The following is a 26,836-nucleotide window of genomic DNA, read 5'->3' as shown; positions in this document are numbered from 1 at the left end:
CGGGAGGAGAGCGGCGACGCCGGGCTGGGCACCTCCGGCAGCGGGGACGTGCTCGCCGGGTTGTTGGCGGGGCTGCTGTCCCGGGGCGCCGACCCGGCCCAGGCCGCCTGTTGGGGCTCGTTCGCGCACTCGGTGAGCGGCCAGCGGCTGATCCCCCGCTATGGCCGGATCGGCTTTCTGGCTCGGGAGTTGCTCGACGAGATCCCCCGCACCCTGGCCATGGTCTGAGCCGGTTTCACCTGTTTCCGGATGCGGCGTCGGGGTACCGGAACCACACCAGCCAAGATTTTCAGGGAGGTCATGCCGGTGTCGACCGATGCCATCGTCCTGCTCAAAGAGGACCACAAGGAAATGCGCCGTCTGTTCAGGGCCTTCCAGGACGCCGAGGAGGGGCCGGCGAACCAGCGGCAGAAGCTGGTGGACCAGATCCTGGAAGCCCTGACGGTGCACACCTACCTGGAGAACGAGGTGATGTACCCGGAGGTCCGCCGGCTGCTGCCCGACCTGGAGGACGACATCCTCGAGTCGTACGAGGAACACCACGTCGCCGACGTGCTCTGCGCCGAACTGGCCAGCATGAGTGCCGACGACGAGCACTTCAACGCCAAGACGACAGTGCTGATCGAGAACGTGACGCACCACGTCGAGGAGGAAGAGGAGGAGTGGTTCCCCAAGGTCCGCGACGCGCTGGGCCGCAAGCAGCTCCAGGAGATCGGCGAGAAGATGATCGCGCTGCGCGCGGACGCGCCGCGTACCCCCACCGCCCCCAAGGCGATCAAGAAGGCGATCGACGCGGTGACCGCCTGAACGACCCTCGTACGACGAAGGGCCCGGCGTGCTGCCGGGCCCTCGTCGTGTGCCACCGCTAAGCCCTGCGCGGCGACCTCGGCCGGGTCGTCCTTCTCCCCGAGCCCACCCGGGTGTCCGGAGGTCGGCCGGGGGCGCCCCGACCGGCCCGGTAGGATCGGCTCGGGCCGTTACTGGCGCGTGGGGATGGACAACCATCGGGGAGCGGCCCCGTCACGAGGACGTTTGCCGAGCGCCTGGGCCTTCCCGCACGTCTGTTGGAGGTCGCATGTCGCACAACGCCGAGTCCACCGCATTCCGCAGCGCCCTCGAGGTGATCCGGGCCGTCGAACCGCGGGTGGCCGACGCCATCGGCGTCGAGCTGACCGACCAGCGGGAGTCGCTCAAGCTCATCGCCAGCGAGAACTACGCCTCCCCGGCGACGCTGCTCGCGATGGGCAACTGGTTCAGTGACAAGTACGCCGAGGGCACCGTCGGGCGTCGCTTCTACGCCGGCTGCCAGAACGTCGACACCGTTGAGGCGCTCGCCGCCGAGCACGCCCGCGAGCTGTTCGGCGCCGCGCACGCGTACGTGCAGCCGCACTCGGGCATCGACGCCAACCTGGTGGCCTTCTGGGCGGTGCTCGCCGATCGGGTGGAGTCCCCCGCGCTGAAGAAGGCGCAGGTGCGCCAGGTCAACGACCTCACCGAGGCGGACTGGTTCGCGCTGCGCCGGGAGCTGGGCAACCAGCGGATGCTCGGCATGTCGCTGGATGCCGGCGGTCACCTCACCCACGGCTTCCGCCCGAACATCTCCGGCAAGATGTTCGACCAGCGCAGCTACGGCACCGACCCGGCGACCGGCCTGATCGACTACGACCGGGTCGCCGAGGCGGCCCGCGAGTTCAAGCCGCTGATCCTCGTCGGCGGGTACTCGGCGTACCCCCGGAAGGTGAACTTCCGGATCCTGCGGGAGATCGCCGACTCGGTCGGCGCCACCTTCATGGTCGACATGGCGCACTTCGCCGGCCTGGTGGCCGGCAAGGTCTTCACCGGCGACTTCGACCCGGTGCCGCACGCGCACATCGTCACCACCACCACCCACAAGTCGCTGCGCGGCCCGCGCGGCGGCATGGTGCTCTGCCAGCCGGAGCTGGCCGACCAGGTGGACCGGGGCTGCCCGATGGTGCTCGGTGGCCCGCTGCCGCACGTGATGGCCGCCAAGGCGGTCGCCCTGGCCGAGGCCCGCCGCCCCGACTTCGCCGACTACGCCCAGCGGATCGTGGACAACGCGCAGGCCCTCGCCGATGGGCTGCTGCGCCGGGGCGCGACGCTTGTCACCGGCGGCACCGACAACCACCTGGTGCTGATCGACGTGTCCGGCTACGGGCTCACCGGCCGGCAGGCCGAGCAGGCGCTGCTCGACTCCGGCATCGTCACCAACCGCAACTCGGTCCCGCAGGACCCGAACGGCGCCTGGTACACGTCCGGCATCCGGATCGGCACGCCGGCGCTGACCACCCGGGGCCTGGGCACCGCCGAGATGGACCAGACCGCCGAGCTGATCCACACCGTGCTCACCCAGACCACGGCCGGCGCCAACGCCGACGGCACCCCGTCCAAGGCCAAGTACACGCTCGATGCCGACCTGGCTGACAAGATCGCCCGCCAGGCCACCGACCTGCTGGCCCCCCACCCGCTCTACCCGGGCATCGACCTGGCCTGACGGTCGTCGCCAACCGGTCCGACGGCACCCGGGCCGGGCTGTCGGTGACAGTCACCGCGACGAGCGGTATACCTCAGAGTCATATTCATGACGCTGAGGTATACCGCTCAACTGTTGACCGCCCCGGCGGGCGGCGGGCAGTCAGTTCAGGGGACGCTTGAGGTGGTAGCGGTGGACCTCGGTGCTGCCCTGGACGTTGTTCACGTCCTCGGCGGCGGAGACCAGCTCCCAACCCTCCCGGCCCGCCCGGTTCAGGTGCGCGATGGCGGTGTCGCCGTAGGCGGTGATGTCCTTGCGCGACCCGTCCGGGCCGTACCAGACGAACGAGACGGTGAAATTGCGGCCCTGTCCCTGATAGCGACGGACGAGCAAGGCGTACTCCCAGGCAACCATGCGGCCCATTATGACCGTCCAACCAGGACGGCGGAACGCGGCCCGTCGCGCATTGCCATCCGGTGAACGCGGTGTGTCAACCCACGAGGGGGTCGCCGCTCACCCCGTGCGGACGGTCCGCAGCTCGGCCGCCGCCGCCGGGTCGGCGCAGCCGGCCAGGGTGAGCGCGTCGGCCAGCTCGGCGGCGAGCAGCGCCAGCGCGTCCCGGGCGGCGGGCTGACCACCGGCGGCCAACGCCCAGAGCAGCGGCCGACCGACCAGCACGCCGGCCGCGCCCAACGCCAGCGCCCGCAGCACGTCCGTCCCGCCGCGGATACCGCTGTCCAGCAGCACCTGGCAGCGGTCGCCGACCGCGTCGACGACCTCCGGCAGCATGGTGACGCTCGCTGGCGCGCCGTCGAGTTGCCGGCCGCCGTGGTTGGAGACGACCACCGCGTCCGCGCCGACCCGCACCGCCTCGACCGCGTCGCGCGGGTCCAGCACCCCCTTGACCACGAGCGGCAGGTCGACCTGCTCGCGCAGCCAGGCCAGGTCCGTCCAGCGCAGCGCCGGCGCGAACGACACGTCGGTGGGCGTGGCCGCGGGCACGACGCCGCCGGGAGCGCCGGCGTGCGCCAGGGCGTCCCGGCCGCCGGGCAGGTTCGCGGCGACGACGGCAGCCGGAACCCGTTGCGCAGATCCCGGGGACGCCGGCCGAGCACCGGTACGTCCACGGTGACCACCAGTGCCCGGCACCCGGCCGCGACGACCCGGTCCAGCAGGTCACGGACGAGAGCCCGCTCGCGCAGCCAGTAGAGCTGGAACCAGACGTCCGCGCCGACCCCGGTCACCTCTTCGACGGGGGTGCTGCCCAGCGTGCTCGCCACGTACGGCACCCCGGCCGCGCCGGCCGCCGCCGCCAGGCCCACCTCCCCGTCCGGGTGCACCAGCCGCTGGTACGCCATCGGCGCCACCCCGACCGGCATGGCGTACCGGCGGCCGAGCAGTCGGGTGCCCAGGTCGACGCTGTCCACGCCGCGCAGCACGCGGGGCAGCACCGAGACCCCGTCCAGGGCGCGACGGTTCGCGGTCAGCGTCACCTCGGCCGCGCTGCCGCCGTCGACGTAGTCCCACACGTCCGGCGGCAACACCGCACCGGCCCGATCGGCGTAGTCGCCGAGCGACACGGCCGGAAGGCCGGTCAGCGCCCGCCTCGGGGTCGACATGGAACCTCCACCGCGCGCCACTTGCGGGCCGTCCGCCGTCCGCGCCCGCCGGGATGATGGTCCAGAAACCTAGCCGTCACCGCTGACGGGCGTCAATCAAGGACGCAAATCGGTTGCGGACCGCCGGTGACGCCCGCAGGCTCGACCGGATGAGCGCATCCGCCCCCACCGACGCCGACCGGATCGACGCGGCGCTGGTCCGCCGCCTGGTGGCCGAGCAGTTCCCGCACTGGGCACACCTGCCGGTACGCCCGGTGGCGGCCGGCGGGTGGGACAACCGCACCTTCCACCTGGGCGACGAGATGACCGTGCGGCTGCCCAGCGGCGCGGGGTACGCGGCGCAGGTCGCCAAGGAGCAGCGCTGGTTGCCGTATCTCGGGCCACGGCTGCCGCTGCAGGTGCCGACCCCACTGGCATACGGCCGGCCCGGCGCCGGCTACCCGTACGCCTGGTCGGTGTGCCGGTGGATCGAGGGGCACACCGCCCGGGGCGAGCGGATCGACGACCTGACCCGGTTCGCCACCGACCTCGCCGCCTTCCTGCGTGCCCTGCGCCGCCTGGACGTCACCGACGGGCCGGTCGCCGGCCCGCACAGCGCCTGGCGGGGCGGCCCGCTGTCCACGTACGACGCCGAGACCCGGGCCGCGATCGAGGCGCACCGCGACCGGGTGCCCGTCGACGTGGTCACCGGCCTGTGGCAGGCCGCCCTCGACGCCGCCTGGGCCGGGCCGCCGGTGTGGTTCCACGGCGACGTCGCGTACGGCAACCTGCTGGTGCGCGACGGCAGGTTGGCCGCCGTCATCGACTTCGGCTGCTGCGGCGTCGGCGACCCCGCCTGCGACACGGTGATCGCCTGGACGCTGCTGTACGGCGCCAGCCGGGCCGCCTTCCGCGACGCGCTGGGCCTCGACGCGGCCACCTGGGCTCGCGGGCGCGGGTGGGCGCTGTGGAAGGCGCTGATCACCCTGGACGACCCGGCACCGGCCCGGGCCGCCGAGGCCCGGCATGTGCTCGACGAACTCCTCGCCGAGCACGCCGTGGCCGGCTGAGGCCGTACCCCCGATGGGCCTGGCCCCGTGCACCGGCGCGGACGGCCCCGCCCCGGGAGTTCGTCGCGCGTTCGTCTGGCGGCCGCGCCAGCGTCGGCGGGGGTGTCTAGCGTCGGCCGTCGTCACCGCACCTGGAGGCCGCCGCGCATGACGTCGTCACCCACCCGCCGCCTCACCGCCGAGGTGACCGCCGTCCACCGGATCGGCGACAGCGCGCCACACAGCGCGTTCACCGACCTGGTGCGGCACGCCGGACGCTGGTTCTGCGCCTTCCGGGAGGCGGGAACACACCTCTCCGACGACGGGGTGATCCGGGTGCTGACCTCCGCCGACGGGCGCTCCTGGACGTCCGCCGCGGTCATCCGCCAGGCCGACGTCGACCTGCGGGATCCCCGTTTCGTGCGGCGGCCCGACGGGCGGCTGCAACTGTTCGCGGCGGCGGCCGTCGGGCAGAGCACCAAGACGTTCCAGACGCTCACCTGGCTCTGCGCCGACGGCCACGACTGGGGCGAGCCGACGCCGGTCGGCGAGCCGGGCGTCTGGGTGTGGCGGGCCGCCTGGCACGACGGAGCGCTGTACGGCGTCGGCTACGCCACCCGTGGACCACGGTTCGCCCGGCTCTACCGCAGCACCGACGGCATCGACCTGCAACCGTGGGTGCCGACCCTGTTCGAGGGCGGCTACCCCAACGAGTCCGGGTTGGTCTTCGACCCGGACGGCACGGCCCTCTGCCTGCTGCGCCGCGACGGGGACGACGCCACCGCCCAACTCGGCCACGCGCTGCCCCCGTACCGGCGGTGGAGCTGGACCGACCTGGGTGTCCAGGTGGGCGGGCCGACCCTGCTGCGGCTGCCCGACGGGCGGCTGCTGGCCGGGGTACGCCTGCTCGACGGCGAGGTACGCACCGCGGTCTGCGCCGTCGACAGGGGCCGGGGCGAGCTGACCGAGCTGGTCGCGCTGCCCTCCGGCGGCGACACCAGCTACCCCGGCCTGGTCTGGCACGACGACCTGCTGTGGGTCAGCTACTACTCGTCCCACGAGGGACGGACCTGCGTGTACCTGGCCGAGGTCGGCCTCGCCGGTTGAGCGTGGTCAGCCTGGCGCGAGCGCCGGCGTCTGGGCGTGGATGTGAAAGCGCAGCGAGCGGGCGTCGGTGAAGCACTCCCGCATCGGGCGCACCAGGTCCCGGTGCTCCGGGCTGCGTTCCCAGCTCTCGAAGTCCGCGAGGCTCTCCCACTCACTGGTGATCAGCCACTGCTCCGGATCGGTCGACGAGCGACACACCTGGTCGACCAGGTGCCCCGGCACACCGTCGGCGACCAGGTGCCGCACCTCCTCGTACGCGGCGAGGAACTGCTCGGTGCGCGGCACCGGCACCCGTACCAGGAAGACCACCCGGGCCCGCTGTTCGGTCATGGTGTCTCTCTCCTCGTCGGCGCTGCCCCGCGCAGGACCAGCGCGCTGTTGAACCCGTCGAATCCGCGCGCGCAGACCAGCGCGAGCCGACTGCGCGGCCGCCGGTGCTCGCGCAGGAAGTCCAGCTCGCACCCGTCGGCCACCTCGTCCGGGCCGGCGGACGCGGGCAGCGTGTCGTGCGCGAAGGCGAGCAGCGCGGTGGCCACGTCCAGCGCCGACCCGCCCTGGTGCGCCCGCCCGGTCAGCGGCTTCTGGGTCGTCACCGGGGGCGGCCGGTCGGCGAACACGGCACGCAGCGACTCGGCCTCGCTGCGGTCGTAGCGGGGCACACCCAGGGCATCGGGCAGCACCACGTCGATCCCCGCTGCCGCGACGTCGGCCCGGTCCAGCGCCAGCCGCATCGCCCGTGCGTACTGCCCCACGTCACCGGCGCTGTCCGCCGTGGTGTGCGCGGCGTCGTGGGTGGAGCCCCAGCCGCTCACCTCGCCGTAGATCCGGGCGCCCCGCGCCAACGCGTGCCCCAGCTCCTCCACCACGAACACCGCGCCGCCCTCGGCCGGCAGGTAGCCGCTGGCCGAGGCGTCGAACGGCCGGTACGCCCGCTGCGGGTCGTCGACGTCGCTGAGCAGCCCGGAGCGCAGCTGGCAGGCCAGCGCGTACGGGCTCAGCGGACACTCGGTGGCTCCGGCGATCACCACGGGCGTGCCCCGGCGTACCGCGCGGGCGGCGTGCGCCAGGCTGTCCAGCCCGCCGGCGGTCTCCGCGACCAGCACCCCGCTCGGGCCCTTGAACTGGTGGTGGATGGAGAGCTGCCCCACGCTGGCGGCGTAGAACCAGGCGATCGACTGGTACGCCCCGACGGTGCGCGACGGGCCGCCCCAGAGCCGTTGCAGCTCCCGCTGGCCGAACAGGTTGCCCCCGGACGAGCTGGCCAGGGTCACCGCGTAGCCGTACGGGTCGGGTGCCCGTTCGGGCAGGCCGGCGTCGGCCAGCGCGAGTCGGGTGGCGGCGAAGCCCAGGTGCGTCCACCTGTCGGTCTGCACCAGCTGGCGGCTGTCGGCGTGGGAGTCGGCCGTGAAGTCGGGCACCTGCCCGCCGTGGCGGGTCGGGTAGCCGGCCGGATCGAACAGGGTGATCGGGCCGGTGCGACGGGCGCCGGCCAGCACGGTGCGCCAGTGCGCGTCAGCGCCGACGCCACTCGGGGCGACCACGCCGATGCCGGTCACCACCGCCCGGGCCGTCACCCGGCCACCGCCGGGCCGCCGGTCACGCCGCCACCGCCGGGGGTCGCCGGCGGAACACCATCGCCGACTGGAACCCACCGAATCCGCTGCCCACCGACAGCGCCACGTTCACCGGGACCTCCCGCGCCTCGTTCGGTACGTAGTCCAGGTCGCACTCCGGGTCCCGGGTACTCCAGTTCGCCGTCGGCGGCACCACCCCGAACTCGATGGCGAGGGCGCAGGCGGCCATCTCGATCGACCCGATCGCGCCGAGCGAGTGCCCCACCATGGACTTGATCGAACTGATCGGCACCCGGTACGCGGCCTGGCCCAGCGCCCGTTTGAACGCGGCGGTCTCGTGCCTGTCGTTCTGCCGGGTGCCCGAGCCGTGCGCGCTGATGTAGGAGACCTGCTCGGGTGCGATTCGGCCCTGCCGCAGCGCGTCGGAGACGGCGAGGCCCATCTCCAGCCCGTCCGGGCGCAGCCCGGTCATGTGGTAGCCGTTGCTGCGGCTGGCGTAACCGGCGACCTCGCAGTAGACGTGCGCGCCGCGCCGCCGTGCGCGCCCGGCCTCCTCCAGCACCAGCACGGCCGCGCCCTCGGCCAGCACGAACCCGTGCCGGTCGGCGTCGAACGGGCGGGAGGCGTGCGCCGGGTCGTCGTTGTCCGGGCTGGTCGCCTTGATCGCGTCGAACGAGGCGACGGTGACCGGTGAGATCGGCGAGTCGGCCGCCCCGGCCAGCACCACGTCCGCCTCACCGTCCACGATCATCTGGTGGGCATAACCGATGGCGTCGATGCCCGAGGTGCAGCCGGTGGAGACGACCTGCGCCGGGCCGTGCAGCCCGTGCCGGCAGGCCACGTCCGCGGCGAGGCTGCTGGGCACCAACGCCTGGTACAGGTACGGGCCTCCGCGCGCCGCGTCGACCAGCCACCGTCTACCGTGGTCGCTGACGGTGACGTACTCCTGTTCCAGGGCCATCGTGCCCCCCACGGCCGTGCCGAGCACCACCCCGGCCCGGTCCCGCTCGGCGTCGGTGAGCACCAGTTGAGCGTCGGCGACGGCCTCGGCCGAGCAGGCCAGGGCGAACTGCACGTACCGGTCGGCGCGGCGCCGCTCGGCGTCGGTGAGCCCGGCGGCGACCGGGTCGAAGTCGCACTCGGCGGCGATCTGGGAGCGGAACGGCGACGGGTCGAAGAAGCTGATCCGCCGGGTGGCCGTACGCCCCTCGGTGATGGTCTTCCAGAAGCGGTCCCGGCTGGCGCCGCCGGGGGCGACCACCCCGACGCCGGTCACCACCGTGCGGCGCCCGGTCATGATCCGCCCCGCTGTTCGACAAGCTCGGTGTCGACGTGCCCCAGCTCCGGGCGGGGCGCCAGCGGACCCAGGTGGAAGACCACCTCGGCCGGTTCGACGCCGGTGTTGCGCAGTCGGTGCCGCACGTTGACCGGCACGAACAGCGCCTCGCCGGCGGCCAGCAGGGTCGGCTGGTCATCCAGGTCGACGGTGATCGCACCACGGGCCAGGTACAGGAACTCCTCGCTGTACGGGTGGTAGTGCTCGGCGATCCGCTCCCCCGGAGCGAGCGTGGCCACCCCGAGGAAGCCGGAGGTGCTGCCGACGGTGCGGGGGCCGAGCAGCACCCGCAGCTCACCGCCGCGCCGACGGTCGGCGGGTACGTCCGCCGCGGCGATCGGCCGCGCCCCGAGGTCACTCATCGCCGGCCTCCGTCGACTCGTCGCCGGCCGCCGGGCGGTCCTGCTCGGCGCGCTGGCGGGCGATCCGCTCCACCCGGTCCTTGATCACCGCGAGCTGGATGACGCTGTTGGTGTTGATCCGCTCGGTCATGCCGACGTTGTCGACGGGCGCGTTCGGCTTCATGGCGAAGTCCTGCGTCCAGGTCATCCGGGTGCCGCCGGCCTCCTCGGAGTACCGCCAGTGGATCCGCATGTACTCGAACGGCCCGGTCTCGACCCGGTGCGCGCGGACCTGGTGGCTCACCGGGTCGGCGGTGCGTTCACTGACCCAGCTCCAGGACACCCCGTTCTCGTCGGGGTACATGGTGAGCCGGAACCGCACGGTGTGCCCCTCGCGGTGCAGGATGTCCACCACGGCGTACTCGGTGAACAGCTCGGTCCAGTTCGCCACGTCGTTGGTGACCTCCCAGACCACCGGCAGCGGCGCGTCGATGAGCACGTCGTTCTCGGTGTGCCCGGGCGGGTCGACGCGGCGGGCGACCAGGTCGGCGACCGCCGGGATGCTCAGCTGGCCGGCCTGCTCTCCGATGGCCACCTGCCACCGGTCGGCGACGACAGCGGACAGCTCCAGCAGGGCCAGCGAGTCCATGCCCAGCTCCTCCAGCGAGGCGGCTGGCGCCCGGGCCGCGGCGTCGGCGTCGAGCCCGCAGTGCGCCACCAGGATGTCGGTGATCTCGGCTGTCATCGGGCGACCATCGGTGACGGTCATCGGTTCCTCCTGTTGGATTCGTCGGGCTCCGCGGCGGGCGCGGGGCGGGGTGCGGGGGTGCCCGTCGGACGCTGCGCGGGCGCCGGTGCGGGCGCGGCGAGCAGACGGTCGACCAGGCCGGTGGTGTAGCGGCCCTTGCGGAACGCGGCGTCGTCGAGCACCCGCCGTACGAACGGAATGGTGGTGCGCACGCCCGGCCCGGCGATGTCGAACTCCTCCAGGGCGCGTTCGAGCCGGTTGAGCGCCAACTCCCGGTGGGGCGCCCACACGACGACCTTGGCGAGCAGCGAGTCGTACCAGGGGCCGATCACGTAGCCCGCGCTGGCGTGGGTGTCGACCCGGGTGAACGGGCCGCCGGGCGGGGTGAACCGCTCCAACCGGCCCGGGGTGGGCGCGAATCCGCGCGCCGGGTCCTCGGTGTTGACGCGGCACTCCACGGCGACGCCGTGAAGCCGGATCTCCTCCTGCCGCCAGCGCAGCGGCAACCCGGCGGCGATGTGCAGCTGCTCGTGCACCAGGTCGATGCCGGTGACCATCTCGGTGACCGGGTGCTCCACCTGGATTCGACAGTTGATCTCCAGGAAGTGGAACCGCTCCTCGGCGTCGACCAGGAACTCCAGCGTGCCCGCGCCGACGAAGCCGACCTGGAGCGCGCCGCGCAGCGCGGTCTCCGCGATGGCGTCCAGGACGCCGGCGGGCAGCGCCGGAGCGGGCGCCTCCTCGACCAGCTTCTGGTGCCGGCGCTGCACCGAGCAGTCCCGGGTGCCCAGGTGCACGCCGTTGCCGTGCGAGTCGCACAGCACCTGCACCTCGACGTGCCGCGCCTCGGTGAGGTACCGCTCGACGTACACCCGGTCGTCGCCGAACGCGGCCTGCGCCGCGGCGCGGGTGCGGGCGTACACCCGGGGTAGTTCGGCGGGGGTGCGCACGACAGCCATTCCCCGGCCGCCGCCGCCGGCGGCGGCCTTCACGATCACCGGGTAGCCGACGGTGTCGGCCACCTCGGCCGCCGCCGCGACGGTCGGCACCGGCGCGACGCTTCCCGCCGGCAGTGGCAGGCCGGCGCGGCTCATCAGGGCCCGGGCCGAGGACTTGTCGGCAAGCGCCGCCATCACCGCCGGTGGAGGGCCGATGAAGATCAGCCCGTTGTCGGCGCAGATCTCGGCGAAGTCGGCGTCCTCGGAGAGGAACCCGTAGCCGGGGTGTACGGCCTGCGCGCCCACCTGCCGGGCCGCCTCGACGATGGCGGCGGCGTTGAGGTAGCTGCGTCGGCTCGACGCCGGCCCGATCCGGACTGCCTGGTCGGCGAGCCGGACGGCCGGCGAGTCGGCGTCGGCGGCGGAGTAGACGACCGCCGTGCGGACGCCGAGCTCCTTGCAGGCCCGCAGCACCCGCAGCGCGATCTCGCCCCGGTTCGCGATCAGCACGGTCTCGAACATGGTCACCCACCCGCGCCGTCAGGCCGGTTCCAGTTCGACCAGCGGCTGGTCGTACTCGACCGGCTGGCCGTCCTCGACGAGGATCGCGGTCACCCTGCCGGCGCGGTCGGCGGTGACCTCGTTCATCAGCTTCATGGCCTCGACGATGGCGATCGGTTGACCCGGCCGGACCAGGTCGCCGACCGCCACGAACGGCGCCGCGCCGGGCTCCGGGGACCGGTAGAAGGTGCCGACGATCGGTGCCCGCACCGCCGCGCTTTCGGGCACCGACGGCCGGATCAGCGCCGGCGGCGGGCCGGGCGCCGGCGTGACCGACGGCACCGGGACCGGCGGCAGCTCCGTGGGTACGTCGGCGCGCGTCGCCTCGCCCGGGTGCCACTCCACCTCCAGCACCGTCGAACCGCTGCGCAACCGGATCCGGCGCACCGGCCCGGTCAGCTCGGCGACGAGATGCCGTGCCTGCCGGCGCAGCCCGGCCAGCACCTCCTCGCCGCCGGCCGTCTCGTCGGGCCGGTGTCCGTCCGGCGCGTCAGGCCGCGTCCCGCCGTTCCCGTTGCTCGACACCGCCTGGTCGCTGGCGGCGGTCACCGGGCACCCGCCCGGAAGGTGACGCGCGCCGCGCCGAACCGGCGGAAGCGTTGCCGACGGCGGCGGACCAGCGTCGCGGTCGGCACGTCCAGCAGGGGCAGCAGGTTCGCCAGCAGGGCGGCGCGCAGCCGGCGCGCCGTCTCCGCCGGGTCGTCGTGCGCGGCCGTGGTCGGCTCGGGCACGACCTCGTCGATCACGCCGAGCCGGCACAGGTCGGGGGCGGTCAGTCGCAGCGCGCGGGCGGCCTGCGGCGCCGCGGACCGGTCCGGCCAGAGGATGGCCGCGCAGCCCTCCGGGCTGATCACCGAGTAGACGGCGTGCTCCAGCATCAGCACCCGGTCGGCGACCGCGAGGGCCAACGCGCCGCCACTGCCACCCTCGCCGGTGATGACCGCGAGGACCGGGGTGGGCAGCACGGTGAGGGTGAGGATGTTCTCCGCGATGGCCGCCGCCTGGCCCTGTTCCTCGGCGCCCACCCCCGGGTCGGCGCCGGGGGTGTCGACGAGGGTGATCACCGGCAGGCCGAGCCGGGCGGCGAGGCGCATCAGCCGCAGCGCCTTGCGGTGCCCGGCCGGGCTGGCCATGCCGAAGTTGCGCGCGACGAGTTCGGCGGTGGTGTGCCCCTTCTGGTGGCCGATCACCATCACGTGCCGCCCGTCCAGCCGGGCCACGCCTCCGACGACGGCCGGGCAGTCCGCGCCGAGCCGATCGCCGTGCAGTTCCACGAACCCGTCGAAGACCGAGTCGAGATAGTCCAGTGTGGTCGGTCGGCCGGTGTGGCGGGCGACCCGCACGGTGTCCCACGCGTCGCGGTCGGCCGGCGCCGGCTCGGCGACGGGGCCGTCGGCGAGACACTCGCGGCGCGGCGCCGACTCCTGCCGGGGTACGGCCGAGCGGGGCGGGCGACCGGAGGCGGTCGCGGCGAGCAGCGCCATGAGGCGTCCCCGCAGGGACCGGCGCTGCACCACCATGTCGACCTGGCCGTGGCGCAGCAGGAAGTCGGCGGTCTGGAAACCCGCCGGCAGCGCCCGGCCGGTGATCTGTCGGATCACCCGGGGGCCGGCGAAGCCCATCCGGGCGCCGCTCTCGGCGAGCACGAGGTCGGTGTTGGTGGCGAACGACGCCGCCACCCCGCCGTAGGTCGGGTCGGTGAGCACGCTGACGGTGAGCAGGCCCGCCTCGCGCAGGGCGGCGATCGCCTGGCTGACGGTGGCCATCTGCATCAACGACAGGGCGCCCTCCTGCATCCGCGCCCCGCCGGAGGCGGTGACCAGGATGAGCGGGACGCCGTCGTCCAGGGCCCGTTCGGCGGCCTGGGTGATCAGCTCCCCCACGGCGCAGCCGAGGCTGCCGCCGAGGAAGCGGAAGTCCATCACCGCGAGTACGGCCGGGTGCCCGCCGATGGTGGCGGTGCCGCAGACCACCGCCTCGGACAGCCCGGTGCTGGCGCGCGCGGCGGTGAGCCGGTGCGGGTACGGAAGCACGTCGACGAAGTCGATCGGGTCGGCCTCGGGCAGCCGGTCGGGCAGCGGGCGCAGCGAACCCGGGTCGACGAGCTGGCGCAGGCGTTCCGGGGCGCCGAGCCGGGCGTGTGCGCCGCACTCCGGGCAGACGTCGAGGTTGCGCCGCAACCGCTTGCGGTAGAGCAGGCTGGAGCAGCCGGCGCAGCGCGACCAGAGCCGCTCCTCGCGCGGCACGGTGGCGGTCACGACCGCCGCCCGGCGTCGGCGGCGTCGAACCGGTAGAAGCACCGCGCCATCGCGTCGCGCGGCGAGCGCCACGTCGGCAGGTACGGCGAGACGTACGGGCGCAGCCGGTCACTGACCCGGATGAACTCGGGGTGGTCACGGGCGCCCTCCACGGCCCCCTGCGCCGGCTGGTCGGTTTCGAGCAGATGCACGTAGAGGTCGTGCAGCCGGTACAGCGAGCGGTGCCGGACGCCGACCAGGCGCGGCAGCTCCGTCGCGTCCGACTCGGCGAAGATCTCGGCGACCCGCTCCTCGGCTGTCGGAACGACCTTCGCGACGATCAGCGATCGGTCCATGGTTGGGCCTCCCTCCACGGCGTCCGGGCCGGCGGCGGGTGGCCCCGGACGCGCTGGACGACTGCCGACACGATGCGGGAGTCCTCGTCACCACGGCGTCACCGCGCCGGGCCGACTGGGGACGCTCTTTGGTGACGCTGCGTTGACGCAACCTGTGTATCAGCTATGCGTGCACAGAAGAGATCGAAAGATTGTTTGACCAGTTCAGAACCGATCTCATGGTTGCGGCGGCCGATAGAAGGTCCACGGGCCGTTGACTCACCGTGACCGCTATTGATAATCTTCACCGTGGTCAGCCCGGCGGCCCCGGCGGGCGGGGCCGCGCCCGGGCAGCCGTGGTCGCATCCCGTCAGTGCGGTCGACAGTGGCGTCACGGGCAGCCGATCCGGGACACAGCAGACAGTCGGGACGAGCGTTCCGCAGGGGGTGCCGCCGTGGCCGCTGATCCGTCCGTGCCGACCGCCGGAGATCCGCCCGAGTGCGGCGTCTCGCTGCACCTGCTCGGCGGTTTCCGGCTGCTCCGCGACAGTGTGCCCGTCGTGGTGCCACGCGGGCTGCAACGGGTGATCGCGCTGATCGGGTTGCGCCCCGGCGCCACCCGCAGCCAACTCGCCGGCCTCCTGTGGCCCGATGTCTCCGAGGAGCGCGCCCTGTCGTCGCTGCGCACCGCCCTGTGGCGGCTGCGGCAGGACCCGTGCTGCCCGATGGCCGTGGCCGGCGACACCGTACGCCTCGGTCCGGCCGTCCGGCTCGACGTGGACGAGCTGGTCGGAACGGCGGCCCGGGTCCGCGACGGCGACGATCCGTGCACCCTCCGGGCCCTCGCCGCGGGCCGGCACGATCTGCTGCCCGGCTGGTACGACGACTGGGTGCTGCTGGACCGGGAGCGGCTGCGCCAGCTACGCCTGCACATGTTGGAGGAGGTGGCCGGGCAGCACCTCACCGCGGGCCGGCACGGCGAGGCGTTGGAGGCCGCCCTGGAGGCGATGGCCGCCGAGCCGTTGCGCGAGACCCCGCACCGGCTGGTCGTGCGCATCCATTTCGCCGAGGGCAACGCCTTCGAGGCCGTGCACGCCTTCTACGTGTACCGCGACCTGCTGCGCCGGGAGCTGCGCCTGGAGCCCAGCCCGGCGATGAGCGCCCTGCTCGACGACACCCTCGCCCCGATCCGCCGAGCCACCCGGGAGCCGGCCGGGCCCGCCGACCGTCCGTCACCGGCCGGCCGGCGCACGTGACGGCGATGTGACAGGCGCTGCGGCACGGTGGGCGCACAGAGCACGTGGTCGCCGGTCCCGTGGACCGGGTGAGCCACCGGCGGAAGGGGTCCCATGAGTCGTATATTGATCGTCAGCCGGATCATCCCGGGCGCGGAGGGGCGGGTCGCGCAGATCTTCGCCGAATCCGACGCCACCGAACTCCCCGGCCTGACCGGCGTCACGCACCGGTCCCTGTACTGCCTGCACGACCTGTACGTCCACCTGATGGAGACCTCCGACGTCGACCCGGACGCGCTCGCGGCCGCCCGCAACCACCCGCTCTTTCAGCAGGTGAACGAACGGCTCTCGGCGCACACCTCGCCGTACCTGCCGACCTGGCGCTCCCCCCGCGACGCCATCGCCGGCTGCTTCTACCGGTGGGACGCCGCCGACGCGCCCGCGGCGCACCCGGCGGGCTGACATGTCCGGCGCGCCGCACGTCCTGATCATCGGCGCCGGCACCGGCGGCCTGTGCCTGGCGCACGGGCTGCGGCGCGCCGGGATCAGCGTCGCCGTCTACGAACGACACCGGCACCGCGCGGAGGGGCTGCTCGGCTACCGGGTGGGCATCGGCCCGACCGGCAGCCGTGCGCTGCGCGAATGCCTCCCGCCGGAGTTGTTCGCCACCTTCCTGGCCACCTGCGCCAGGCCGCCGCGCTACTTCAACGTGGTCACGCAGGGGTTGCGCCAGACCGCCTCGTTCGAGCTGCGACCGGACGCCGCCCCGGAGCACACCGAACACTCGGTGGCCCGGATGGTGCTGCGTCAGGTCCTGCTGACCGGCCTGACCGACGTGGTGCACTTCGACAAGACCTTCATCCGGTACGAGCAGCGTGACGACGGGACGCTCACCGCCCACTTCGCCGACGGCACCAGCGCCACCGGCAACCTGCTGGTGGCGGCGGACGGCACCCACTCCGCCGTGCGCCACCAGTACCTGCCGCACGCCGTGACCCGCGACGCGGGCACCATCAACATCGCCACCCGGGTCCCGCTGACCGCGCACACCCGTGACCTCGTACCGGAGCGGGTCCGCCAGGGCATCTCGCTGATCTTCGGAGCTGGCGGGACGATGGGTGTGCTGCACGTGATGGAGTTCAGGTGGGACGCCGACCGGGCGATCAAGCCGGGGGTCAGCGACGCCGACGCCGCGCTGCTGCGGGACTGGCCCGGCCTGGCCCACGACACCACCACGGACAACATCAACCTGATCATCTGGAGTGCCGCCCGCCGGTTCCCGGCCGACGTCATGCGCCGGCGCGGCGAGGATCTCAAACGCGTCGCCCTGGACCTCACCGGGAACTGGCATCCGCACCTGCGGGAGCTGTTGACGCTGAGCGACCCGGACAGCGCCCTGCCGATCAAGGTGACCACGTCCGAGCCGGTGCCGCCATGGAAGAGCAGCACCGTCACCCTGCTCGGCGACGCCATCCACACCATGACGCCGGGGCGCGGGGTGGGCGCGAACACCGCGCTGCGCGACGCGCGTCTGCTCTGCCGGCAGCTCGTCCAGGCCGCCGCCGGCGACAAGACCCTGGTGCAGGCGGTCGCCGACTACGAGGCGGCGATGGTGCCGTACGGCTTCGCGCGGGTCACCGAGTCACTGAACCGCAGCGGCACCAGTGGCGAGGATCGGATGTACCGGCCGGTGGTGGGTCGGCTCGCGCTGCTCGGCGCACGCGGCTACTTCGGAGTGACCAGTCGGGTGCCACGGCTGCGCCGCCGGTTCGTCGACGACTTCCACACCTACGAGGGCGACGAGGCCTGACCCGATCGCCACCGACCCGGGCCCGCACCCCGCGCGGGCCCGGGTCTCCTCGTGTCCGGCGCGACAGTGCGTCACGTGTCGGGCACCCCGCGCGCCGGCCGTCGCGCCCGCGCGGGCACCGGCCGGTCCTCTCTGTCGTCGTCCTGACGCATGTGCGAAGCTGCGGCGAGTTTTTCTCGTGACTTTTCCGACGACGTGAGAGGGAGGTTCGCCGTGGCGTGGTCTATCGGACACTCTCTGATAGTGGTATTGGCACTGTTGATCGGCCTGGCGGGCGGGTGGTTGCTGCGCGGCCGGCGGGACAGCGGGCCCGGTCCGTCGATCGTGGACGGTGATCCGGTGGCTGGACTGGCCGACATCGCCACGCCGACGCCACCGGCCACCACCGACGCCGCCCGCCCGGCGGCGACCATCGACCCGACGCCGACCGCGGTCGCCGACGAGCCCACCCCGGTGGACACGATCAGCGCGCCAGCCGCGGTGACCGTGTCGGAGCCCCCCGCCCCGGCGGACGCTCCGGTGGACGCCCCGGGCGCCGTCGACCCGGCCGACATGGCGCTGACCGAGGCCCCGCCGTCCGTGCCCACCGCCGACCGGTCCGACGCGGGTGAGCCGGCCACGGAGCCCGCCCCCGAGCCGGTGACGGTCGAGGAGCAACCCGCGCCGGCGACCGTCGTCGCTCCGCGCCCGCCGGCGGACGACACCGCGTCCACCGACACCACGCCCGCCGACGCCACCCCGGCCGACGCCCCGCAGGCCGACGTCCCGGCGGCCGAGCCGGACGCCGCGCCGCGCGAAGCCGGCACGGACGAGGCCGACCCTGCCTCGGTCACGCCCGTCGACCCGACGCCCACCCCGGTGGCCAGCGAGACGACGGACGCCGACCCTGAGCCGGCGCGGGCCACGCCGCCGGTACGACCGGCCGCCACGGCCACGCCACCGGTACGCCCGCTCTCCGAGACCGTGCCCAGCGCCGCGCAGGCCGACCTGTCCGGCCCAGCCGACGACTTCCGCCGGATCCAGGGCATCGGACCGAAGATGGCGGCGGCGCTCCAGGCCGCCGGAGTGCGCACGTACCGCCAGCTCGGTGAGCTGGACGAGCCTGCGCTGCGCGACCTGATCCGGGCCGCCGGCCTGCGCGCCGCGCCCGGGCTGGCCAGCTGGCCACAGCAGGCCCGCGTCCTGGCCGGCGCCGGGGACGAGATCGTCGCCGTGCTGCCGGACGGCAGTCAGGGCTGACCTCCCGCCGAGTCCCCGGTCGGCCGTCACACACGACTGTCGACCGGGGACTCGCCCGTTCCGGCGGACCGTTCGACGCTCCCGGTCGGGGAGAATGCGCACGAACCGGGGGCGGTGCCGAGGACCGCTCGCTACCGTCGGTCGAGGGCGGGCTGGTCGGCCCGCCGCGTCGACCGGTACCAGGAGCGACCCGTGCACCTCGCCGCCCCGGAGCCCGGACCCCCGAGGTCCCGACCGCCGGTGCGCGACCCGGAGAACCCGCGCCGGGTGACGCTCCTCGAACTCTTCTTCGACCTGGTGTACGTGGTCGCCCTCGCGCTCATCTCCCGGGGCATGGTCGACCAGCTCGACTGGCACCGGGCCGCGCAGGCGCTGATCCTGCTGTCCGCCGTCTGGTGGACCTGGGCGATCACCACCCTGGTCACCGACATGTACAACCCGGAACGCGACGAGATCAAGCTGCTCATCACCGCGGTGATGTTCGGCGCGCTGCTGATGACGACCGCGATCCCCGAGGCGTTCGGCGCCCGGGGGCTGGTGTTCGCCGCCACCTACGTGGCGATCCACCTCGGTCGTGGGCTGTTCCTGATGCCCATCGTGCGCCACGAACGACAGACCCAGCGGCGGGCCGCGCGGATCTTCGTCTGGTTCGCCGTGTCAGCGATCCCCTGGATCATCGGCGCGTACGTCAGCGGGGACGGCCGGATAGCGTGGTGGGCCGGCGCGCTCGCCATCGACTACCTCGGTTTCCGGCTCGCGTACCCGGTGCCGGGGCTCGGGGTGGTGCCGGAGCAGCAGCGCAACGTCACAGCAGAGCACCTCTCCGAGCGCTACCAGCAGTTCTTCATCATCGCCCTCGGTGACGCCATCCTGACCATCGGGACCATGTTCAGCTTGGAGCACACCGAGGCGGAGAACATCGGGGCGTTCGCGGTGGCGTTCCTGACCACGCTGCTGCTCTGGCGGATCTACGTGCACAAGTCCGGCCAACTGCTGCCGCAGGCCATCCAGGCGGCACGGTCACCGAGCAAGTTCCTGTTCAGCGCGCCGTACACCCATCTGTTGATGATCGCCGGCGTGGTGGTCACCGCCTCCGGGTTCCACCTGGTGCTGCACGAGCCGACCGGTCGGACGCCACCGGCCTGGCTGGCGGTCATCCTCGGCGGCCCGGCCCTGTTCCTGACCGGGCGGGCCTCCTTCGAGTACGAGGTGTTCAGCCGGGTGTCCCTGTCCCGGCCCGGCGGCGTGCTGGCCCTGCTGTGCATCGCGCCCGGCGTGCTGTTCCTGGCGCCGATGTACGCGGCGCTCGGCGCGATGCTGGTGCTCGCCGGTGTCGCCTACGCGGATTTCCGCCGCAGCAAGGGCAAGCCGCCGGAGATGCCCGCTCCCCCGCACTGACACCGGTCGTCGTGCACCAGCCGTGCTACACCAGCGCTCCCGCGTACCCCCGGACCCGCAACCGCTGGTCGGCGGCGCCGCCCAGGCGCACCTGGAGGCCGAGTGGCGCGGCGGCGCGGCGGACGTCGTCCAGGTGCAGCGAGCCGTGCCGGTCCACGGTGAGCACGGGAGGCTCCTCCAGCTCACCGTCGGGCGCGTGGAAGGAGAGCAGCGTGACCGAGGTGGTGAGGTAGCTCGGGTAGGCGGCGCGGGCGGCGGCCTCGTCCCGGTGGGCGAGCACCACCAGGTCGTCGAGGTGCGCGAAGTCGGCGGCGAGGGCGCACGCCTTCCAGTGCGCCGGCTCCTCGGCCGCGCCGGTGAGGCGCCGGGACCGGTTCGCGGAGGTGATGTAGAGGTGGTCGGTGCCCGTCTCGGCGAGCGCCCGCTCGAAGAACACGTTGGACGGGCAGGTCAGCCCGGGGGCGATCACCTGGGTGGTGCGCAGGCCCCGGTCGACCTGGGTGAGGTGCTCCGGCAGCCGGTCGGCGGCCGGTCCCCGGAAGCCGAACGGACCGGTGCCGTACAGCGCGTCCATCAGCGCGCGCACCCGACCGGCCGGCAGCCGGGGCGAGATGCGCGACCAGTCGAACATCCCCGGGATCCGACCGATCGCCGTGGTGATGCTGCCGACCTGCTGGATCGGCCGCCCCTTGGCGAGGTTGACCCGGGCCACGGTAGCCGCGTCCGGGCGGGTGACGATGGCGTAGAAGTTGGCGAACGCCGCCGCGACGACCGCGCCGCCGGCGAGCGCGCGAGCCGCGACCGCGACGTCCTCGGGGCGGTCGATGTACAGGGGCGGTGTCGGGGCGTCCATGAGTCCTCCTCGGCGGGGCCGTGAGGCAGTTCTACGTCCGGCGACCCGTGCGCCGGCCGGATCGGTCGTCGATCCGATAGCCGGCCCGCGCTACCCGGTGCGGGCGGCCGATCCGCGGGCGGTACCGACGGCGGCCGGCGCCGACCGGACGGCCGATGCACGCGCCGGTCGGGCAACCGTTTGGCCGCTCGTACGGATTGGGTACAACGCCTGCACCTCAGTTCTCCACCACATTCCTCAGGAGGCAGCGATGCGCGGCACCTCGATACTCGGAGTCATCGTCGTGATCTGGCTGGTGATCGGCGCCATCGCCGGCGGCCAGCGCGGCTACTACAGCGGCGACGACACCAACTGCGCCGAGGCCGGCACCATCCTGGTCACGATCGTGGCCGGGCCGTTGAACTACATCGGCGCCAACCCCAAGGTCGACTGCAAGCTGCCGGAGCCGTCCAAGTAGGACACGCCTCGTCCGACCCGCGTCCCGTCCGGGGCGCGGGTCGTCTGCTGTCCGGGCTCCCCACCGGGTGGCGCGCGCTCGTGCGGCGGACCGCACCACCCGTACGCCGTCCTAGGAGGCTGGGTTTTAGGGGTCGTCGGTGTTTGCCCCGGGCGCGGTCGGGAACCGACCCGGGGTCAGCCGGCGGACGGAATCGGGGGCACGTCATGCAGATCGGCTACAAGCTCGCCTCGGAGGGATTCGGCCCACAGGAGATCATCCGACAGGCCGTCCTCGCCGAGCAGGCCGGTTTCGACTTCGTCGAGATGAGCGACCACTTCCACCCCTGGCTGGACGCGCAGGGCCACTCGTCGTTCACCTGGAGCGTGCTCGGCGCGATCGCGGCCAGGACCAGCAACCTGCGCCTCGCCACCGGCGTCACCTGCCCAACCGTGCGCTACCACCCGGCGATCATCGCGCAGGCCGCGGCGACCATGGCGCTGATCTCCGACGGGCGGTTCACCCTCGGGGTGGGCGCCGGCGAACGACTCAACGAGCACGTGGTCGGCCAGGGCTTCCCCAGCGTGCGGGGCCGACACGAGCGGCTGCGCGAGGCTCTGGAGATCATCCGACTGCTCTGGCAGGGCGGCTATCAGTCGTACCAGGGCCGGCATCTGCACCTGGAGGACGCCCGCGTCTTCGACCTGCCGGACACCCCGCCGGTGATCGCGGTGGCGGCCAGCGGCGAGGAGTCGGCCCGGCTCGCCGCCCAACTCGGCGACGGGATCTTCGCCACCGAGCCGGAGTCGTCCATCGTCGAGCACTACCACCGGGCCGGCGGCTCGGGTCCGCGTTACGCCGAGGTGCCGCTGGCCTGGGCCACCGACGAGCGGCAGGCGGTGCAGGCCGTCCTGGGTACCAGCCGATGGATGGTCACCGGCTGGAAGGTGATGAGCGAGCTGCCCAACCCGGTCAACTTCGAGGCGGCCAGCGCGCACGTGGAGGAGACGCACATCCGCGAGCTCTTCGCCGTCGGCCCCGACCCGCAGGCGCACCTGGCCAAGGTCCGGTCGTACGTCGAGGCCGGCTTCGACCACATCGTGCTGCAGAACGCCGGGCCCGACCCGGACGGCTTCCTGGACTTCTTCGCGAACGACCTGTCCGGCCGGCTGCGCCCGACAGGCTGAGACCGCTCGGATCGGGGTGCGGACCGGTGGCCGTGCGCGACGCCCGCCCGCCCGGACGGGTCGTCCGGGCGGGCGGGTCAGGATGGATGCCCTCGGGATGAGAGGCGCGGGGTCGAGGCTCAGCGGAAGCAGTGCGCGATCGGCACCGCGCCGCCCTCGCAGTTGGTCGGCTCGTTCTCGACGACCACACTCTCGTCGTCGATCTTGGCCTGGGCGTGCTCGGCGAAGATGCCACCGGGCTTCACCGTGGCCGCGTTCCGGGTGACCTTGCTGGTGTAGAGCGCCACCGAGCCCGCCGAGGCGTAGATGCCGCCGCCCCTGGAGGTCGCGCCGACCGCCTCGTTGCCGGTCACGTCGCTGCCACGTACCAGCAGGTTCGCCTTCTCGGCGTAGATGCCGCCGCCGACGCCGTGGGTCGTGTTGCCCTCGACCACGCTGTCGTCGAGTGGGGTCAGGCCCTTCACCGTCGAGATGCCGCCGCCGTTGACCGTGGAGGTGTTGCCGCGGATGGTCATGGTGCGCATGACCAGCACGGCGTCGGAGTTCGCGGCGCCGCCGCCGACCTGGGCGGTGTTGTTCAGCAGTTCGGTGTCGGACACCTTGGTACGCGCCGAGAAGCTGGCCAGCCCGCCACCCTGGACCGCGCTGTTCTGCCGGAAGCTGGTGCTCTCCACGTCGGCCGCGCCCCGGTAGTTGCCGAGCCCACCGCCGTACGCGTTGGCGCTGTTGTGGTGGAACTCGGAACGCTTCAGCGTCAGCACGCCACCGTTGAGCAGGCCCCCGCCCTTGCCCGCGGCGCCGGAGGCGCTGTTACCGACGAACGTGGAGTCGGTGACCACCATGTTGCCGTCGTTGAAGATCCCGCCGCCGCCGCCCTCCGGGGACAGCGACGTGCTCTGGGTGACGGTGACCCGCTCCACCACCGCTGTCGCGCCGTGCACCACGTGCACGCTGCCGCCCTCGATGGCCGAGCGGCCGTTGTGCAGTTCCATGTCGCGAAGGGTCAGCTCACCGCCGTCGCGGACGGTGAAGAAGCGGAACGCGGCGGCCTGGGCGTCGCGGGCGATTGTGGCTCCCGCGCCGTCGATGACGATGGGCTGGTAGATCACCGGCAGGCCGGCGGTGTCGTCGGCCGGGTTGTGCGGCGGCGCGTCGGCGTCACCGGGGGTCTCCGCGGCGTCGGCCGCCTCCCGCGCGTCGCGGATCCCACCGTCGTACTGGTCGGTCTCGTGGAACGCCTCGGTGAGGACGTAACGGCACTTGGGGGCGAGCCGCAGCTCCGCGCCGCCCTCGGCGTTGGCCGCGACCAGCGCCGCGATCAGCTTCGCCGAGTCGCAGGGCACCGACACCACGCCCCGCTTGCCGGTCCCCGGGGTCTGCGGGCGGCCGGGCTCGGCGTCGTCGCCGTCGCGCTGCGGCCCACCCCGGCCGTCGTCGTCCCGGGCCGTGGCGCTGAGCCGGCCCAGCCCCGGGAGGGACAGGTCGCGGTCGGCTGCGGCGGCGACGCCGGCCACGCCGGCCGCCCCCACGACCAGACTCCCGGCCAGGAGACCGCCGGCTAAGACCCATCGGGGCCGCCGTCTGGGTCGGGCCGCGCGGTCCCCTCTTCGGTACGTGGACATCAAAGGTGCCTGCCTTCCTGCCTGCGTGACGTGAGCGCGCGCCGATCCGGGCGCGGGGGGCTCGACGTGCCGTCGACCACCAAAGGCCACGATAGGTCCGCAATACGGACAGCAGGGTGCGAACGTGAATAGTGCTGTCATTCATCTTTAACGCACCAGACGGGACGTCCGCCGTTCACCCGCCGACGTGGATGCCGGGCCGGCGCAGCGGGTCCGGCTCGGTACGACGCAGGATCTCCCGCACCACGGGCGGGGTGTCCCCCCGGCCGAGGATGAGGTAGCGCAGCAGGTGAGCGATGGGGCTCCCCTCGGACCACTCGAAGTGCGCGTGCGGCCGGACCCCGGTGGCGTCGCGCAGGGCCAGCAGGATCGCCGCGATCGCGTTGGGCACCGCCGGGCTGCTCGCCCGCAGCACCCGGAAACCGCCCACCTCGACCCCGTGCACCCGCAGCACCTGGCTGAACTCCGACGGGTCGACCACGTCGATCTCCAGGAACAGCACGTCGGCCGCGCCGGGCACCGGGTTCATCCCCCGCTGCGCCCGCTCCTTGACGGTGTACTCCTTCACCGAGCCGCTCTGCCGCTTGTTCGCGATCAGGTGCAGCTGCCCGTCGTGTGCCAACGAATCGGCGATGAACCGGCGGGCCGGCTCGTCGAACTCGATGCGCTCGGCACGCAGCTCGGTGGTCCGGGTGACCCGGGACACCAGCGAGACCGCGATGATGCCGAGGATGAACAGCGCCGAGATCGTGATGCCGTCCGGTTGCTCGATGACGTTCTCCAGCAGCGCGTACAGCAGCACCAAAGTCAGCACCGTGAAGCCGATCGCGGAGGCACGTTGGCCGTGGCGGGCCGAGGAGATGGTCACCGCCACCGCGCCGGAGACCATCATCGCCAGGATTCCGGTCGCGTACGCCCCGGCCTGGGCGTTGACGTCGGCCCGGAAGGCGATCGTGATGGCGACGCTGACCAGGGTGTAGACGATCACCACCGGGCGCACCGCACGGGCCCACTCCGGCGCCATCCCGTACGACGGCAGGTAGCGCGGCACGATGTTGATCAGTCCGGCCATCGCCGAGGCGCCGGCGAACCAGAGGATGAGCACACTGCTCAGGTCGTACACGGTGCCGAACGCCTCGCCCAGGTGCGCGTGCGCCAGGAAGGCCAACGCGCGGCCGTTCGCCGCACCGCCCGGTCGGAACTCCTCGGGCGGGATGAGCGCCGTGGTCACGAACGTGGTCGAGATCAGGTACACCGACATGATCAGCGCGGCGGTGGTGAGCAGTCGGCGGGTGTTGCGGATCCGGGCCGCCAGCCGGGCCCTCTTGTCCGGCCCGTCGGCCGACACCAGGGGCATCATGCTGACGCCGGTCTCGAACCCGGACAGCCCCAGCACCAGCAGCGGGAACGCCAGCACGGCGGTGAGCACCACGTGGCCCGGCCCCGCGCCGCCGGTGGTCAGCGCGGCGGTCCAGTCCGACACGATCCGCGGGTCGGCCACGATCCGGGCCAGCGCGTCCACCACGATCACCGCGTTCAGCAGCAGGAAGACGGCGACCAGCGGGATGGCCACCACCACCGCCTCGCGGAAGCCGAGCAGGAACACCCCGCCCAGGACGAGCAGCAGCGCCACGGTGACCACGACCGGGACGGCGGAACCGTGCAGGGCGTCGGGCAGGTACGGGTTCTCCAGCAGGTGCACGGTGGCGTCGGCCGAGGAGAGGGTGATCGTGATGATCCAGGAGGTGGCGACGAACCCGAGCAGGACGAGCACGAAGATCTTGCCCCGCCAGAACGGCAGCAGCCGCTCCAGCATCGCCACCGATCCCTGCCCGTGCGGGCTCTCCTGGGCCACCCGCCGGTACATCGGCAGCATGCCGAACAGGGTGAGCGCGACGATCAACAGGGTCGCCAGCGGGGACAGCGCCCCGGCCGCGACCGCCGCGATGCCCGGCAGGTACGACAGGGTGGAGAAGTAGTCCACGCCGGTCAGGCACATGACCTGCCACCAGGGGTGCCTGCGGTTCTGCCCCTCCTCCGCCTCCGGGCCGGGCGGCTGCACCCGGTGCTGGAAGAGCCAACGGCGCAGCGGGCTGGCCGGGGGCGCGGAACGGGCCGGGGTGGCCACCCGATCGGGCACGACGACACCCGGTCGACCACCCCGGTGCGGGCGGGCCGGGTCGCGGGCCGCCCGCAGCGCCGGGTCCGGTCCGGTCGGCGCGTGGCGGCGTCCGTTCCAGCGTCGTGGTCTCGCCCGGTGTTCGTCAGACATCGCCCGTCCCACCCTCGCAGGTTCTGATCCGACGGTAGGCGGTAGCCCTGGGCCCGACCGGCCGAACCGGCCAGGCGGACGACCAGCTCAGGACGGGTCCGGGCCGGCGAGCAGCCGGGCGAGGGCGGGCGGATCGGTGATCGTCACCGTGGCCGCCGGGTGGCGGAGCCACCCGGCGGGCGCCAGCGCCGGCACCGGTACGCCGAAGCGCAGGCAGGCCCCGCCGGCCGTGCTGCTGCCGAAGCTCACACCCCGGTCGACCATCGACACGTGCGGGCCGATCGCCCGCCACCAGCGGTAGGGCCCGCTCACCTCGACCCCGGTCACGTTGGCCCGGTCGGTGCGCAGCCGCCAGGGGCCGTACCTGATGAGCAGCTCCCGGCCGGTGACGACGACCCAGGCCGTCGACGGGCGGACGCCCAGCACCGCCAACAGCGGACGGAAGACCGGGTCGAAGCGGAACGGGAAC

General features: G+C 73.3%; 26 protein-coding genes, 1 pseudogene and 1 riboswitch. Of the genes and pseudogenes, 12 read left to right on the top strand and 15 right to left on the bottom strand.

Going from position 1 to position 26,836, the window contains the following annotated elements:
* The 3 genes from FHG89_RS02150 to FHG89_RS02140 all read left to right on the top strand — a co-directional run.
* Positions 1 to 228: NAD(P)H-hydrate dehydratase (locus FHG89_RS02150; RefSeq protein ID WP_280116046.1), on the top strand; the 228-nt coding region annotated here is incomplete at its 5' end.
* Between the two features lie 78 nt (positions 229 to 306).
* Positions 307 to 807: a hemerythrin domain-containing protein gene (locus FHG89_RS02145; protein WP_139582331.1), complete on the top strand. Its 501-nt coding sequence runs from the start codon at positions 307 to 309 to the stop codon at positions 805 to 807.
* A 159-nt stretch (positions 808 to 966) separates the two neighbouring features.
* A riboswitch (ZMP/ZTP riboswitch) is annotated at positions 967 to 1,056 on the top strand.
* Between the two features lie 19 nt (positions 1,057 to 1,075).
* The gene (locus tag FHG89_RS02140; protein WP_139582329.1) at positions 1,076 to 2,512 is read left to right on the top strand and encodes a glycine hydroxymethyltransferase; all 1,437 of its coding nucleotides are present in this window, start codon (positions 1,076 to 1,078) and stop codon (positions 2,510 to 2,512) included.
* A gap of 141 nt (positions 2,513 to 2,653) precedes the next feature.
* On the opposite strand, the gene FHG89_RS02135 is transcribed toward FHG89_RS02140, so the two are convergent.
* Positions 2,654 to 2,914: a hypothetical protein gene (locus tag FHG89_RS02135; protein WP_007460594.1), complete on the bottom strand. Its 261-nt coding sequence runs from the start codon at positions 2,912 to 2,914 to the stop codon at positions 2,654 to 2,656.
* A 90-nt stretch (positions 2,915 to 3,004) separates the two neighbouring features.
* A pseudogene (locus FHG89_RS02130) lies at positions 3,005 to 4,110 on the bottom strand (alpha-hydroxy acid oxidase).
* Between the two features lie 149 nt (positions 4,111 to 4,259).
* On the opposite strand from FHG89_RS02130, the gene FHG89_RS02125 reads away from it, so the two are divergent.
* Both FHG89_RS02125 and FHG89_RS02120 read left to right on the top strand, forming a co-directional pair.
* Complete coding sequence (locus FHG89_RS02125) at positions 4,260 to 5,159, top strand: aminoglycoside phosphotransferase family protein (protein ID WP_139582328.1); 900 nt, start codon at positions 4,260 to 4,262, stop codon at positions 5,157 to 5,159.
* Between the two features lie 147 nt (positions 5,160 to 5,306).
* Complete coding sequence (locus FHG89_RS02120; protein ID WP_139582327.1) at positions 5,307 to 6,245, top strand: sialidase family protein; 939 nt, start codon at positions 5,307 to 5,309, stop codon at positions 6,243 to 6,245.
* A gap of 6 nt (positions 6,246 to 6,251) precedes the next feature.
* Here the strand turns inward: FHG89_RS02120 and FHG89_RS02115 are convergent, their stop codons facing one another.
* From FHG89_RS02115 to FHG89_RS02075, 9 genes are all read right to left on the bottom strand, one after another.
* On the bottom strand, positions 6,252 to 6,575 hold the full coding sequence (locus FHG89_RS02115) for an antibiotic biosynthesis monooxygenase family protein (RefSeq protein ID WP_139582326.1): 324 nt from the start codon (positions 6,573 to 6,575) through the stop codon (positions 6,252 to 6,254).
* Positions 6,572 to 7,819: a beta-ketoacyl synthase N-terminal-like domain-containing protein gene (locus FHG89_RS02110; RefSeq protein WP_139582325.1), complete on the bottom strand. Its 1,248-nt coding sequence runs from the start codon at positions 7,817 to 7,819 to the stop codon at positions 6,572 to 6,574. The genes FHG89_RS02115 and FHG89_RS02110 overlap by 4 nt, the downstream gene beginning before the upstream one ends.
* 22 nt (positions 7,820 to 7,841) lie before the next feature.
* Positions 7,842 to 9,116, bottom strand: a complete 1,275-nt coding sequence (locus FHG89_RS02105; RefSeq protein ID WP_139582323.1) for a beta-ketoacyl-[acyl-carrier-protein] synthase family protein — start codon at positions 9,114 to 9,116, stop codon at positions 7,842 to 7,844.
* On the bottom strand, positions 9,113 to 9,517 hold the full coding sequence (locus tag FHG89_RS02100) for a cupin domain-containing protein (RefSeq protein WP_139582322.1): 405 nt from the start codon (positions 9,515 to 9,517) through the stop codon (positions 9,113 to 9,115). Before FHG89_RS02100 ends, FHG89_RS02105 begins: the two co-directional genes overlap by 4 nt.
* On the bottom strand, positions 9,510 to 10,265 hold the full coding sequence (locus tag FHG89_RS02095) for an SRPBCC family protein (RefSeq protein ID WP_139582320.1): 756 nt from the start codon (positions 10,263 to 10,265) through the stop codon (positions 9,510 to 9,512). Before FHG89_RS02095 ends, FHG89_RS02100 begins: the two co-directional genes overlap by 8 nt.
* Positions 10,262 to 11,704, bottom strand: a complete 1,443-nt coding sequence (locus FHG89_RS02090; protein ID WP_139582318.1) for an acetyl-CoA carboxylase biotin carboxylase subunit — start codon at positions 11,702 to 11,704, stop codon at positions 10,262 to 10,264. Before FHG89_RS02090 ends, FHG89_RS02095 begins: the two co-directional genes overlap by 4 nt.
* 18 nt (positions 11,705 to 11,722) lie before the next feature.
* On the bottom strand, positions 11,723 to 12,187 hold the full coding sequence (accB, locus tag FHG89_RS02085; protein WP_244295102.1) for an acetyl-CoA carboxylase biotin carboxyl carrier protein: 465 nt from the start codon (positions 12,185 to 12,187) through the stop codon (positions 11,723 to 11,725).
* A gap of 101 nt (positions 12,188 to 12,288) precedes the next feature.
* Positions 12,289 to 14,001: an acetyl-CoA carboxylase carboxyltransferase subunit alpha gene (locus FHG89_RS02080; RefSeq protein ID WP_139582315.1), complete on the bottom strand. Its 1,713-nt coding sequence runs from the start codon at positions 13,999 to 14,001 to the stop codon at positions 12,289 to 12,291.
* Positions 13,998 to 14,336, bottom strand: coding sequence for a TcmI family type II polyketide cyclase (locus FHG89_RS02075; protein WP_139582314.1), 339 nt, complete (start codon positions 14,334 to 14,336; stop codon positions 13,998 to 14,000). The genes FHG89_RS02080 and FHG89_RS02075 overlap by 4 nt, the downstream gene beginning before the upstream one ends.
* A gap of 434 nt (positions 14,337 to 14,770) precedes the next feature.
* On the opposite strand from FHG89_RS02075, the gene FHG89_RS02070 reads away from it, so the two are divergent.
* The 5 genes from FHG89_RS02070 (at position 14,771) to FHG89_RS02050 (ending at position 19,997) form a co-directional block, all read left to right on the top strand.
* Entirely contained in the window at positions 14,771 to 15,571 is an 801-nt protein-coding gene (locus FHG89_RS02070) for an AfsR/SARP family transcriptional regulator (RefSeq protein ID WP_139582313.1), read from the top strand.
* A gap of 93 nt (positions 15,572 to 15,664) precedes the next feature.
* Complete coding sequence (locus tag FHG89_RS02065) at positions 15,665 to 16,012, top strand: TcmI family type II polyketide cyclase (protein ID WP_139582312.1); 348 nt, start codon at positions 15,665 to 15,667, stop codon at positions 16,010 to 16,012.
* Position 16,013: 1 nt separating this feature from the next.
* Complete coding sequence (locus FHG89_RS02060) at positions 16,014 to 17,360, top strand: FAD-dependent oxidoreductase (protein WP_139582310.1); 1,347 nt, start codon at positions 16,014 to 16,016, stop codon at positions 17,358 to 17,360.
* 243 nt (positions 17,361 to 17,603) lie between these two features.
* On the top strand, positions 17,604 to 18,599 hold the full coding sequence (locus FHG89_RS34250) for a hypothetical protein (protein WP_341874237.1): 996 nt from the start codon (positions 17,604 to 17,606) through the stop codon (positions 18,597 to 18,599).
* Positions 18,600 to 18,791: 192 nt separating this feature from the next.
* Entirely contained in the window at positions 18,792 to 19,997 is a 1,206-nt protein-coding gene (locus FHG89_RS02050; protein WP_139582307.1) for a low temperature requirement protein A, read from the top strand.
* A 25-nt stretch (positions 19,998 to 20,022) separates the two neighbouring features.
* Here FHG89_RS02050 and FHG89_RS02045 read toward each other — a convergent pair whose 3' ends face one another.
* Positions 20,023 to 20,850, bottom strand: a complete 828-nt coding sequence (locus tag FHG89_RS02045) for a hypothetical protein (protein WP_139582305.1) — start codon at positions 20,848 to 20,850, stop codon at positions 20,023 to 20,025.
* Between the two features lie 250 nt (positions 20,851 to 21,100).
* Between FHG89_RS02045 and FHG89_RS02040 the strand changes: the two genes are divergently transcribed.
* Positions 21,101 to 21,307: a hypothetical protein gene (locus FHG89_RS02040; RefSeq protein WP_007460667.1), complete on the top strand. Its 207-nt coding sequence runs from the start codon at positions 21,101 to 21,103 to the stop codon at positions 21,305 to 21,307.
* Positions 21,308 to 21,513: 206 nt separating this feature from the next.
* On the top strand, positions 21,514 to 22,473 hold the full coding sequence (locus FHG89_RS02035) for a TIGR03557 family F420-dependent LLM class oxidoreductase (RefSeq protein ID WP_139582304.1): 960 nt from the start codon (positions 21,514 to 21,516) through the stop codon (positions 22,471 to 22,473).
* A gap of 119 nt (positions 22,474 to 22,592) precedes the next feature.
* Here the strand turns inward: FHG89_RS02035 and FHG89_RS02030 are convergent, their stop codons facing one another.
* From FHG89_RS02030 to FHG89_RS02020, 3 genes are all read right to left on the bottom strand, one after another.
* A complete protein-coding gene (locus FHG89_RS02030; protein WP_139582302.1) occupies positions 22,593 to 24,095 on the bottom strand; it encodes a right-handed parallel beta-helix repeat-containing protein in 1,503 nt (500 codons plus the stop codon).
* Positions 24,096 to 24,270: 175 nt separating this feature from the next.
* Positions 24,271 to 26,367, bottom strand: a complete 2,097-nt coding sequence (locus FHG89_RS02025; RefSeq protein ID WP_139582301.1) for an APC family permease — start codon at positions 26,365 to 26,367, stop codon at positions 24,271 to 24,273.
* Between the two features lie 87 nt (positions 26,368 to 26,454).
* Positions 26,455 to 26,836: hypothetical protein (locus FHG89_RS02020; RefSeq protein ID WP_139582300.1), on the bottom strand; the 382-nt coding region annotated here is incomplete at its 5' end.

This window comes from Micromonospora orduensis (assembly GCF_006228125.1).
In the GTDB taxonomy this organism is placed as follows: domain Bacteria; phylum Actinomycetota; class Actinomycetes; order Mycobacteriales; family Micromonosporaceae; genus Micromonospora; species Micromonospora orduensis.
This window is presented reverse-complemented; position numbering and strand designations above follow the sequence as displayed.

Coding starts and splice junctions, on each gene's coding strand:
- FHG89_RS02075 (WP_139582314.1), bottom strand. CDS start 14,336: ATGGACCGATCGCTGATCGTCGCGAAGGTCGTTCCGACAGCCGAGGAG.
- FHG89_RS02025 (WP_139582301.1), bottom strand. CDS start 26,367: ATGTCTGACGAACACCGGGCGAGACCACGACGCTGGAACGGACGCCGC.
- FHG89_RS02125 (WP_139582328.1), top strand. CDS start 4,260: ATGAGCGCATCCGCCCCCACCGACGCCGACCGGATCGACGCGGCGCTG.
- FHG89_RS02100 (WP_139582322.1), bottom strand. CDS start 9,517: ATGAGTGACCTCGGGGCGCGGCCGATCGCCGCGGCGGACGTACCCGCC.
- FHG89_RS02120 (WP_139582327.1), top strand. CDS start 5,307: ATGACGTCGTCACCCACCCGCCGCCTCACCGCCGAGGTGACCGCCGTC.
- FHG89_RS02105 (WP_139582323.1), bottom strand. CDS start 9,116: ATGACCGGGCGCCGCACGGTGGTGACCGGCGTCGGGGTGGTCGCCCCC.
- FHG89_RS02095 (WP_139582320.1), bottom strand. CDS start 10,265: ATGACCGTCACCGATGGTCGCCCGATGACAGCCGAGATCACCGACATC.
- FHG89_RS02115 (WP_139582326.1), bottom strand. CDS start 6,575: ATGACCGAACAGCGGGCCCGGGTGGTCTTCCTGGTACGGGTGCCGGTG.
- FHG89_RS02065 (WP_139582312.1), top strand. CDS start 15,665: ATGAGTCGTATATTGATCGTCAGCCGGATCATCCCGGGCGCGGAGGGG.
- FHG89_RS02135 (WP_007460594.1), bottom strand. CDS start 2,914: ATGGGCCGCATGGTTGCCTGGGAGTACGCCTTGCTCGTCCGTCGCTAT.
- FHG89_RS02060 (WP_139582310.1), top strand. CDS start 16,014: ATGTCCGGCGCGCCGCACGTCCTGATCATCGGCGCCGGCACCGGCGGC.
- FHG89_RS02090 (WP_139582318.1), bottom strand. CDS start 11,704: ATGTTCGAGACCGTGCTGATCGCGAACCGGGGCGAGATCGCGCTGCGG.
- FHG89_RS02140 (WP_139582329.1), top strand. CDS start 1,076: ATGTCGCACAACGCCGAGTCCACCGCATTCCGCAGCGCCCTCGAGGTG.
- FHG89_RS02035 (WP_139582304.1), top strand. CDS start 21,514: ATGCAGATCGGCTACAAGCTCGCCTCGGAGGGATTCGGCCCACAGGAG.
- FHG89_RS02045 (WP_139582305.1), bottom strand. CDS start 20,850: ATGGACGCCCCGACACCGCCCCTGTACATCGACCGCCCCGAGGACGTC.
- FHG89_RS02030 (WP_139582302.1), bottom strand. CDS start 24,095: ATGTCCACGTACCGAAGAGGGGACCGCGCGGCCCGACCCAGACGGCGG.
- FHG89_RS02040 (WP_007460667.1), top strand. CDS start 21,101: ATGCGCGGCACCTCGATACTCGGAGTCATCGTCGTGATCTGGCTGGTG.